The sequence below is a fragment of the Halopseudomonas sp. genome, from assembly GCF_038130085.1.
GTDB lineage: Bacteria > Pseudomonadota > Gammaproteobacteria > Pseudomonadales > Pseudomonadaceae > Halopseudomonas.
In genome coordinates, this window is the sequence record NZ_JAYPMU010000044.1 from 1 (window position 1) to 9,749 (window position 9,749).

8 protein-coding genes and 4 pseudogenes are annotated in these 9,749 nt (G+C 55.3%); 7 read left to right on the forward strand and 5 right to left on the reverse strand.

What is annotated here, in order from left to right; translation table 11 throughout:
* Window positions 1-130: 130 nt before the first annotated feature.
* Window positions 131-769, forward strand: a pseudogene (locus tag AAFM31_RS17415) (hypothetical protein); the annotation flags it as partial.
* A gap of 58 nt (window positions 770-827) precedes the next feature.
* On the opposite strand, the gene cadR reads toward AAFM31_RS17415, so the two are convergent.
* Entirely contained in the window at window positions 828-1,256 is a 429-nt protein-coding gene (gene cadR, locus AAFM31_RS17420) for a Cd(II)/Pb(II)-responsive transcriptional regulator (RefSeq protein ID WP_036991837.1), read from the reverse strand.
* A gap of 79 nt (window positions 1,257-1,335) precedes the next feature.
* Here cadR and AAFM31_RS17425 point away from each other — a divergent pair, with 79 nt between their 5' ends.
* On the forward strand, window positions 1,336-2,229 hold the full coding sequence (locus AAFM31_RS17425) for a cation transporter (protein WP_036991838.1): 894 nt from the start codon (window positions 1,336-1,338) through the stop codon (window positions 2,227-2,229).
* A gap of 9 nt (window positions 2,230-2,238) precedes the next feature.
* A pseudogene (locus AAFM31_RS17430) lies at window positions 2,239-2,511 on the forward strand (signal peptidase II); the annotation flags it as partial.
* A 243-nt stretch (window positions 2,512-2,754) separates the two neighbouring features.
* On the opposite strand, the pseudogene AAFM31_RS17435 reads toward AAFM31_RS17430, so the two are convergent.
* A pseudogene (locus AAFM31_RS17435) lies at window positions 2,755-2,936 on the reverse strand (IS256 family transposase); the annotation flags it as partial.
* A gap of 272 nt (window positions 2,937-3,208) precedes the next feature.
* Here AAFM31_RS17435 and lnt point away from each other — a divergent pair.
* From lnt to AAFM31_RS17450, 3 genes are all read left to right on the forward strand, one after another.
* Complete coding sequence (lnt, locus tag AAFM31_RS17440; RefSeq protein ID WP_036992120.1) at window positions 3,209-4,648, forward strand: apolipoprotein N-acyltransferase; 1,440 nt, start codon at window positions 3,209-3,211, stop codon at window positions 4,646-4,648.
* Window positions 4,649-4,902: 254 nt separating this feature from the next.
* Window positions 4,903-6,096 carry a protein-disulfide reductase DsbD gene (locus AAFM31_RS17445; protein WP_220469429.1) on the forward strand — a complete coding sequence of 398 codons (1,194 nt, stop codon included), beginning with the start codon at window positions 4,903-4,905 and terminating at the stop codon, window positions 6,094-6,096.
* Between the two features lie 16 nt (window positions 6,097-6,112).
* Complete coding sequence (locus AAFM31_RS17450; RefSeq protein WP_036991839.1) at window positions 6,113-6,697, forward strand: protein-disulfide reductase DsbD domain-containing protein; 585 nt, start codon at window positions 6,113-6,115, stop codon at window positions 6,695-6,697.
* A gap of 399 nt (window positions 6,698-7,096) precedes the next feature.
* Here the strand turns inward: AAFM31_RS17450 and lspA are convergent, their stop codons facing one another.
* The 3 genes and pseudogenes from lspA to AAFM31_RS17465 all read right to left on the reverse strand — a co-directional run.
* Window positions 7,097-7,609 (reverse strand): signal peptidase II, encoded by a 513-nt coding sequence (lspA, locus tag AAFM31_RS17455; RefSeq protein ID WP_036991841.1) that lies wholly within the window; start codon window positions 7,607-7,609, stop codon window positions 7,097-7,099.
* Window positions 7,606-7,953 (reverse strand): DUF3703 domain-containing protein, encoded by a 348-nt coding sequence (locus AAFM31_RS17460; protein ID WP_036991842.1) that lies wholly within the window; start codon window positions 7,951-7,953, stop codon window positions 7,606-7,608. Before AAFM31_RS17460 ends, lspA begins: the two co-directional genes overlap by 4 nt.
* Before the next feature lie 140 nt (window positions 7,954-8,093).
* Window positions 8,094-8,234 (reverse strand): annotated as a pseudogene (locus AAFM31_RS17465) (MerR family DNA-binding transcriptional regulator); the annotation flags it as partial.
* A 495-nt stretch (window positions 8,235-8,729) separates the two neighbouring features.
* Between AAFM31_RS17465 and AAFM31_RS17470 the strand changes: the two are divergent.
* On the forward strand, window positions 8,730-9,005 hold the full coding sequence (locus tag AAFM31_RS17470; protein ID WP_228247773.1) for a hypothetical protein: 276 nt from the start codon (window positions 8,730-8,732) through the stop codon (window positions 9,003-9,005).
* Window positions 9,006-9,749: the final 744 nt, after the last annotated feature.

The window sequence follows — 9,749 nt, forward strand, 5'->3', positions numbered from 1 at the left end:
GGATCGAAAACTTACAGCCGTTTTATAACCGTCCGTGGAAACGGGGTAGAACCCGTTCTTTCGCCTGAATCGCAAGCCTCCAGCAGGCTGACGCGACGAGCAAACCCCCACCAGTGGCTACCGGCGCCGACGCTCAGATCCAGCGGCAGGCCGCCGAAGCATCATGTTCATGATGCGAGAGCACGGTATAGAGATTGGGCTATTCAAGGTGCGCAATCTGATGAGTGAAATGAAGCTGGTCAGCAAGCAACCATGTTCCCACGCCTATAAAAAGGAGACGGTCGAGCGACCGGATATCCTGAACGTGTTGAAGAAGGAGTTCACCGTATCGGCGCCGAACGAGGATTGGTACGGTGACATCACGTATGTCTGGGTTCAAGGTCGCTGGTATTACCTGGCTACCGTGATTAATTTTTACGCACGCCTGGTGGTGGGTTGGGCGTTTGCATCGAAGCCGGATGCCGATCTGGTGATCAAGGCTCTGGACATGGCGTACGAACAGCGTGACCGACCCCAGGACGTGCTGTTCATTCGGACCAGGGTACCTATGCCATGACAATGCGCCAATGGAGCGGCTGTTTCGCAGTCTGGAAGCAGAATGGGGCTGACCGTGGGCTACATGAGTGCATCGCGGGCACAGCAGGATATCAGTCGGTTTCTGATGCCAGGGTACAACTTGCAACGGCCATATCAGTTCAACGGTGGACCACCGCCCGCTGTGGCTGGGGGAGAGTTAGAGAGTACTTGCTCTTCCGGGTACGCGGATTAAATGGTTGATCTTACCTTTGCATGAGAGAGAGAGTGAAGCAAGCCGATATTTTATCGGATTATCTGGTTAGTGCTCCAACCTCCTGCTGATGCACACTTCCTTCGCTAATTCCAGCAAGAACCCCACAAACCTCAATTTCCCGATCATCGTTGCAGCTCGCTCTTAATGAAACGAGTTGTTTCTCAAGCGCTTGCAGACCGGTTATCTGTGACCGCACTTGAGAGATGTGATCATCGAGCAAGGCGTTGACGGCGGTGCAAGGCTGATGAGGCTCGTCTTGATAGCTCTGTAGTTCGTGAATCTCAGCCAGTGACAGGTCTAGGATTCTGCAGCGACGGATGAAGGCAAGCCGCTCACTATGCTTCTCGGTATAGACACGATAACCGTTGTTCTGCCGATCAGGCGGCGGCAACAAGCCCTGCTGTTCATAGAAGCGGATCGTCTGCGTTTCGACCCCTACCAGCTGCGCCAACTGACCAATACGCATCAGCCTTCTCCCCTGTTGACCTTGTAGTGGCTTTATGGTTTTAAATGGTACCACAACATTTGTCAAGTGGAATAGTAGCATGAGAAAATCCTGTGGTAGCGCCTGTGACGGTGACGCAACGTCCGCAGTGGATAGCAATATGCATGCCTCCTCCGAAGCGTCAGGGAACTGGGTCAGCGTTTATGCCGTGCCGAAGATGGACTGCCCATCAGAAGAGCGAATGATTCGCCTGGCCCTGGACGGCTTTGAGGAGATTCGGGCGCTGTCCTTCGACTTGTCGAACCGCCGGCTCAAGGTCGTGCATGACGGCGAAGTCGAGCCCATCACCTCGAAACTGAAGACCTTGAGGCTAGGAGCCTCGCTTCAGGAAACCGTCGCTGCAAATCCGGAGACCATCAAGGCCGCTGAGTTCTCGCCAGCTTCTGCTAAGCAAGAATCCAGGACCCTGCGTTGGTTGCTCGGCATCAATGCACTTCTGTTCGGGGTGGAAATGACTGCCGGTCTAATCGCCCAGTCCACCGGGCTGATTGGAGAATCCCTGGACAATTTTGCAGATGCAGCCGTCTATGGCCTTGCCCTTTATGCGGTCGGGCATAGCGTAAAAATGCAGGTACGCGCCGCGCATCTAGCAGGCTGGCTGCAGCTAATTCTGGCTATAGGCGTACTTGTGGAGGTGGTGAGACGCTTTGTATTCGGTAGTGAGCCTGAATCGCTGGTGATGATGGCTATCGCATTTGTCGCATTGATTGCCAATACCAGTTGTTTGCTGCTCATATCCAAGCACCGTGAGGGCGGGGCGCACATGAAGGCAAGCTGGATATTCTCGGCCAATGACGTAGTGATCAACCTGGGGGTTATCATTGCCGGAGCTTTGGTTGCCTGGACAGGATCCAATTATCCGGATCTGATTATCGGCACAGTCTCGGGGGTCATTGTACTTAACGGTGCCAGGCGCATTCTGGCGTTGAAGTAATGCCCATCATTGGCAAAACTCTCGCCGTATGCCCTGTTGCCCATATCAAGCCTGCTGGCAGCGTCTGATCAGGCTGTAAAGTGGCTGGTGCAGCAATCAATGGTCTAGGGCGAATCTGTTTAAGTGATCCTGCTCTTTAACTGGGTGCATCTATGGAGCACCCGTGCCGCATTCAGTCTTTTTGCGCATGGTGGGGGCTGGCAGCGCTACTTTTTTAAAAATCGTCATAAAAGAGAATTCATTGCATACCGTCTTATCCTCGGTGGCACCATGGGCAATCTGACATGCTTTCCGAGTTGCCCAGTGTCGTACTTTTCTTCCAGTCGACAGCCTTAGAGGACACCGCGGGAGACCTCCTGACAGGGCTGATCGCAGCCTACTGCTTATACGGGTGATAGATGTCATTCCACGGCTTCGGAAGGAAAAGCAGACCATGTAAGCCTTGAACCACTTGGTCACCTCAGTGGGACTGTCAGATTTTTTGTGTTCGGGCTGTTAATGGCCTGCCATCAGGTAGGCCCTCACTTACCAGGTTGGCTTGGTGAAACGATCTTCGTACAGGATCACGAACTGAGTCATAGCGGTTTCCAGTCATGCGCCGCACTACCCCAGTTGGCAGTGATATTACGTAGCGCCAACCAGAATACCTTTCGTATGGCAGGCGGGAAGACAAGGAACGGAATGAACCTATCCCATCCACGCCGCCATTGTCTTGCTGGCTGAATACGAAGCAGCAGCTCCCAGCTTGCGGCGCACCGAGTCGAGTCCAGAAACATTCACTTTGCCACCCTGGTGAGCCCGAGGAATGGGGTGATGGGATTGAATTGAGCGGAGCAAGAAAGCATGAGCCACAGGATTGATCTTGATTTCGGAGGCGAGAGCATTGGGTGATAAGTGCGCGCTACTCTTCGACCTATCCACGGGAATGCGCTACAAGACTCTTGTAACGAGGGTGATGGCTTTGCTTGCCGGAGGCGCCATGCCGCTTGCCTTTGCCCCTTTTGGTTGGGCATGGCTTGCGGTGGTCGCTCTGGCCGCATTGTTTGTCCTGACCGCGCAACCTTCAAAGCGTCAGGCGTTATGGTCGGCTTACTTCTTTGGCCTTGGTTACTTCGGTGTAGGTGTCTCCTGGGTCTTCGTCAGCATCAGCCAGTACGGCAATGGCCCCGTGGTGGGGATGTTAGCTACAGCGGCCTTTGTCTCGCTGCTTGCCCTCTTTCCATGGGGCGTCGCGTACCTCGTACGCCGCCTGCACCCTGAGATGGATGCGACGGCCCTCTGGCTAGGGCTACCAGCGACATGGGTGTTGAGTGAATGGATGCGCACCTGGTTCTTAACCGGCTTTCCCTGGCTCTTTGTCGGCTACAGCCAGACCGACACCACACTCGCCACTATCGCGCCTGTCTTTGGTGTGCTTGGCGTGAGTTTTCTGGTGGCCTTGCTCGCTGGCGGCCTGGCTTGGGTTGTTTTAAATCCAAGCCTGCGCCGTGCAGCGGTAGCCGGTGCCGTGTTAACCGCTACTCTTGCCAGCTTGCAGCTCCTGGATCATGAGTGGACGCAGCCAGCCGCTGATCCTATCAATATTGCCCTCTTGCAAGGAAACATCGCGCAAGACAGAAAATGGGACCCGGATTCACGGGGAATCACGCTGGACCGTTATCAGGCGCTTACGAAGCAGCATCTCGGGGCCGACATTGTGATTTGGCCAGAAACGGCAATCCCGATGTGGCATGACGAGGCTAGAGAATATCTTGCTGAGCTTAAGGCGTTAGCCGATCAGGCCGGCACCTCGTTGATGATTGGCGTCCCGATACGCGAGGAGGACGGTCGCACCTACAACGCGGTGACAAGCCTCTCCGATCCCTCAGGCTTCTACTACAAACGTCACCTGGTGCCCTTCGGTGAGTATGTTCCGTTTCGGGAGTTTTTGGGTTCGTCCCTCGACGTGCTCGGGGCGCCCATGTCCGATTTCACACCGGGACGGGAAGCGCACGTCCTGAAGGCAGCAGGGGTGCCTGTAGGGGCACTCATCTGCTACGAGGCGGTCTTTGGTGCTGAAGTCACGGAGTTTCTGCCCGAAGCGCAGTTGCTGGTGAATGTCAGTAACGATGCCTGGTTCGGCAGCTCGCTCGGCCCTTTCCAGCACTTTCAGATGGTCCGCATGCGTGCCATCGAAACCGGACGTGACCTACTGCGAGCCACGAACACGGGTATCACAGCAGCTGTCAGCTACGAGGGAAAGGTTCTTACACGCGCTCCTCAATTCCGCGTAGCCACCCTCAGTGCCGAAGTGACCCCCAGAACTGGCGCAACCCCTTATGTGCGCTGGCGGGATTGGCCTGTCCTTGGCGTGATCGCACTCGGACTCGGCTTGCTCCTGCTTCGTCGAATTCGGCAGTATCATCGCTTGGGTACATGACAGCGAGCAGATTTTAAATCGGATGAGGAGGAAGGGATTTGTCTACATGTGGCAATTGGCTATCAAGAAAAAAGCTCACAAGCCGGGAAAGCGATGCGTTGCTGTGGCTCTCGCTCCTGTTAATGTTGGCGGCGTCTATATGGAGAAGAGATATGAGCACTCAAACAACCTTCTGTTTAAGGATGCAAGCGGCCAATGGCGGGGTCAGACCGGACGTTTCAGTCGGGAATCGTGGGAAGGGCTGGAATAGCTGAATGATCGATCACATTCCCTCTTTACTCATCGCCAGCCAGCTCTTAATGGCGACAGTGGCAGGTTTGCTGCTCAACCTGACGCCCTGCGTTTTGCCCGCGATTCCTATTAAGGTCCGGACTATCTTACGAGAGGCGGGCAGCCAACGATCGCACCGCGTGCTGGCCGCATTGGCGTTCACCGCAGGAACACTCGCGTTTTTCTTGACGCTGGGCGGATTGACCGCATTTCTTCAGTGGAGCTGGGGCACTTTGTTTCAGTCCGCGGTGTTCGTTGGTATCCTTGTTGCCTTGCTGGTCGGGTTTGCGGTGGTCACGTGGCTGGATTTGCCCATTCCGATCCCGTCGTTCGCCGCCTCGGCCCATGGCCGGCGTTACTCTGAAGCATTCTTATCGGGGTTATTGAGTGCGGTTTTGGCTGCACCTTGTGCTGGTCCTTTCCTGGGTGGAGTCCTAGCCTTTGCCGTTACCCAGCCGGCGCCGGTAACTATGGGGATATTCGGCAGTATCGGGCTGGGGTTGTCGCTGCCCTACGCGGCACTGATCCTCAAACCCAAGTGGCTGAGCCGGTTGCCCAAGGCGGGGCCCTGGACTCTGGCCATTCGAGAAGGGCTCGCGCTGGTCTTGCTGGCCGCAGCCGTCTTCTTCAGCGCGAGCCTGATGCCCAAAGCGGTTTATCCCTGGCTATGGTGGTCTTGGCTGGCACTGGTGCTGGCCTGGGGTGCTCGCCGTTTCGTCCAGGGTAATGGTACCGTGCGTGTGATCACCACAACGGCGGCAGGCCTTGCCCTTGCGATGACTATGGGATTTGCATCCCCGCTGGACAGCAACGGAGACGAACTCGTCTGGCAACCCTACTCCGCAAAGTTACTGACGGAGACAAAAGCCCGGGGCACACCCTATTTGCTGGAGTTCACCGCCGACTGGTGCATCAACTGTAAGATACTTGAGCGCACGGTCTACCAAGAGCCCTCCGTGGCCAAAGCCGTGCGGCGCACCAAGATGGTGCCTATACAAGTGGACGTGACAGCGAGCAACCCCGAAAAAGATGCGCTATTAACTGCGACCGGTGGGCAGGCCTTACCCTTCGCAGTGGTTATTGACGGTGACGGCACCGTTATCGCCCGTTTCACGGGGCTTTTTGACGCCGACAGCTTGGTCGAAGCTATCAGTCGTACCGAAAACCTACAACCTTAGATACTGGAGATGAATCATGGTGATTCGACATAAAGGATTGCTGGCTGGTGTAGTGGCTTTTCTCCTCGCGATCGCTGCGTTCATGTTGATCGACACCAACGGAAACAACCCCGACGCTGTCCAGACTGAACGAGCCGCTCTTGAAGTCCCGGTTTCGGCCCGAACAGGATTGGCGAATTCCGCTGATAAGGTACGCCTCACTCTTGCGAAAGGCGACGCAGCATTGGCGGGAAAGCCTGGTGAATTCGTTCTGACATTGAACATTGAACCGGGCTGGCACGTGAATGCCAATCCGGCCTCTATGGAGTTCCTGATTCCCACTGTCGTCAATTCTTCAGTCAACGGCCAAGCGCTTGAAATCCCGACGCAGTACCCGCGCGGCCGGGTCAGTGACATTGTGCTGGGTGACACCGCCCTTGAGGTGTATGACGATGGTGCGAGTATTCGGCTGCGGCCCGACGGAAAACAGATTGCCGTGCTGGAAAAGGTAGGCAGGCTCGAAATGATTGTACGGGCGCAGGCCTGCAGTGACGAGGGCGTCTGCCTGGCACCGACTGACATGCCTGTTGCGCTGAATCTGGACGATACCAGCCGACAATAAGTCAGAACGCACTTTGGAAGTGACGCAACTGGGGAATGACTGTGAACAGCTTATTCAGAGTATCCCGATTGCCGTGGTTGCTCTTGGCAGCTCAAGGCCATGCCAGAGTTCATGTCTAGAGATGGGCGAGACTCGCTTCGTTAAACGGCAAACTTACATTGTAATTCGCACATTCCGCATGATGAAGTGGCTTCGGGGAAGTGTCGGCATCCTGTCCCAGATAATCGATAAATCTTGTTGGGGAATCTCGTATTGGAGCGAGCGAGCCAGAAAACGGGCTGCAACGCTCATCAAGGCGCCGGCAACGCCTTCTCCCGGACAGCGATGGTTAACATGCGGGTCGCCTGGTCCTTGCGGGATTGCCTGCCCAGCGCACCGTAACTGTTGAGGGTCAGCCTTTCATTCTTTGACTCGGCCGGCTTCCGCCTTTGGGCTCAGCAAACTGCCCAGGATCAACATGGCGGCGCCGACGACGATACCAATATCCGCCAGGTTAAACGCAGGCCAATGCCAGGACTGCCAGTAAAAATCCAGGTAGTCGATTACATGGCCTCGAAATGCGCGATCGATCAGATTCCCAACTGCCCCGCCCAAGATAAGGCTATAGCCTAGCGCTTCACTGTTGACTCTGGGCTTACGCAATACCAGAGCCAGCACGATTGAAATGACCAAAGCTATGACGATGAAGAAGTAACGCTGCCAACCGCCCGCGTCAGCCAGGAAGCTGAACGCTGCACCGGTATTCCAGAAATGAACCAGATTGAAGAACGGGGTGAAAGGAATCACGGTGCCGACCGGGAGCGAACCCGTAACTGCGCTTTTCATCGCTAGGTCGGCCGAGGCAATGGCCAGCGATAGCATCCACCAGAACCAGGGAGCAGCGAGAAGTGACCTTCTAGGAGACGAGCTCATCGCGTTTCTCCTTGAAGAAGTCGCTGCAGCTCCGGTGAGATGGGCATCGGAGCAAAAGCACTGACCCTGGCGCGCCCGCTGTTTCCGAGCGGCACCCAGATCTTAGAGAACAGCAGGGCCGCTATGATTCGCGGAACTTGGCTGGGCACCTCTCGAAAGTCGCGCAACTGCCAGCCAGCCCTTAGCATCAGCCAATGGCTCTGAGCATGAAGAATAGCCATTCGCTGGCTCAATATGTGGGCTCGCTCCAGCCAAGAGAAAGCCTCGGTTGGCGCCTTTTCACTGAGTGCTTTCCTAGCTTGGAAAAAGGCCTCATCGATGGCAATGCGGAGAGCGGTATTCATCTGGATCTCACTTACGCAGCAGATTGCCTAAGTGAACACCCTATAGCAGCTATAGGGTCAAGCGCTATGGATTCAGGCGACGCGAAAAATGACTTGAAGCCGAAATCATAAAAGAGGTTTGTCGCCCCCCAGCAGGCCAGCAGTTTGTCCGCATGGTCTGCTTTATAGGTTCGATAGCCAGTGTCTTCGCGATTAGGCGGTGGAAGCAGTCCCTGACGTTCATAAAAACGAATCGTCTGAATGTCCACCCCCGCCTGATGTGCAAGTTGGCCGATGCGAATAGTCTGTCCCTTGGTAAAAAGCCAGTATATCCAGGCTTGACCCTATGCCTGCTACATGGTTTTTAATCGGCAGGATCAAGTTCTATAGGAGAAGCTGATCATGAATTCCTGTGAGAAACCCAGTGGCTGTGGCCCCGTGTCGGCAACCACTGAAGCGGCAACCGCGCCTTTGAATGAAGGAGCATGGATCAGCAGTGCCCAAAATGGGTTGCTCTTCAGAAGAACGAATGATTCGGCTCGCGCTGAATGGCTTTCCTGAGCTCAATTCGTTGGCCTTTGATCTAAGCAGCTGACAGGTGCGCGCTTTGCATGACGGTTCGGTTGACCAGATCGCGACCAAGCTAGAATCACTTGGCTTCTTCCTATCCAGATTTGGTGATTGGTACGGTCGCTGGCCTCATCGTACTCAACGGTCCGCGCCGAATCCTGGCATTGAAAGCCTGGCCAACCGGATCGACAGCCACTCCCATTTACCCAAACAGAGGCGCGTAGCTTATGACTGACGTTAAGACGACTGAGATAGAACAGTTGATGGCTGGATTGAACAGAAAAATTGCCGAAGGGAATGCCGCCCAGAGTCGCGATGCAGCTTATGCCGTCTATGTGAAGCTCGCGTCGCTTCGTGAGCAGCTCCCAGCCCTCACAGAAGCCGGGGTGGAGAAGGCCTTGGAGCACGCCAGCCAGAAGGCCAGGCGACTCTATGAGGCTTTTCACCTTGAAGTGCAGTATGACTTGGAATGGGCGAGCAGCCGCAGCTACGAAGACTCTTAGAAATTTGTCCTTGAAGATGAGCAAGCGGCGAATGGGCCACGGGTGAAGCCCGGCCTAAACGAATCCATTGTGCCATGAATGAGGTTTCCACTATGCAGCATCGAACTACCAGATGAGCTGAGTGGAAGTGAAGATGACACTCTCGAGACTGCCAATGAGGGGGCCGCAGACCCTGTCCGTTTAGCTACGCCGCTGGGCCGGGCCATTGGTAATCTGTTCGTCCAGGCCTTGCCGCTACTGGACGGCAACCCACCAGGCTAGCTCAATGTCTTCATTATCGGTGGCGGTGCGGTGCATCTATTCACCCATGCGCGTGGCAGTGTTGACATCGATGCAGAGATCGAGGCCGCGTGCTGCGCAAGGACGAGATCATGACCGTTTACACGCCGCCCGAGGGCTACGAGGATAGCGACCATGCTCGGTGGTTTTTTGGCGAATTAGTATATGTTTCATTGTTATAGTGATGTCTTGGCTACTTCGCTGCTCACCAACTGGGAGGGTGTGCAGAATTCTGTGTAACCGGGGATGGGGTTACTACTGTGGCAGCCTGCCTTCGTAGCTGATCGTAAAGCGTGTCAGTGCCGCTTTCCAGTCACGGATCGGCATCGTCCATTTCTTGCTGATGTTGCGTAGCGCCAGATAGAACAGTTTCAGCAGCGCCTCGTCGCTGGGGAACGAGCCGCGGTTCTTGGGCGGTTGCAGGAGCTGAGTGCAACACGGTTATTGAATTGACGCAGGAGCATC

Bases quoted from the DNA above. Each gene is read 5' to 3' on its own strand.
- cadR (WP_036991837.1), bottom strand. From the start codon at position 1,256: ATGCGTATTGGTCAGTTGGCGCAGCTGGTAGGGGTCGAAACGCAGACG.
- AAFM31_RS17450 (WP_036991839.1), top strand. From the start codon at position 6,113: ATGGTGATTCGACATAAAGGATTGCTGGCTGGTGTAGTGGCTTTTCTC.
- AAFM31_RS17425 (WP_036991838.1), top strand. From the start codon at position 1,336: ATGAGAAAATCCTGTGGTAGCGCCTGTGACGGTGACGCAACGTCCGCA.
- lspA (WP_036991841.1), bottom strand. From the start codon at position 7,609: ATGAGCTCGTCTCCTAGAAGGTCACTTCTCGCTGCTCCCTGGTTCTGG.
- AAFM31_RS17445 (WP_220469429.1), top strand. From the start codon at position 4,903: ATGATCGATCACATTCCCTCTTTACTCATCGCCAGCCAGCTCTTAATG.
- AAFM31_RS17460 (WP_036991842.1), bottom strand. From the start codon at position 7,953: ATGAATACCGCTCTCCGCATTGCCATCGATGAGGCCTTTTTCCAAGCT.
- AAFM31_RS17470 (WP_228247773.1), top strand. From the start codon at position 8,730: ATGACTGACGTTAAGACGACTGAGATAGAACAGTTGATGGCTGGATTG.
- lnt (WP_036992120.1), top strand. From the start codon at position 3,209: ATGCCGCTTGCCTTTGCCCCTTTTGGTTGGGCATGGCTTGCGGTGGTC.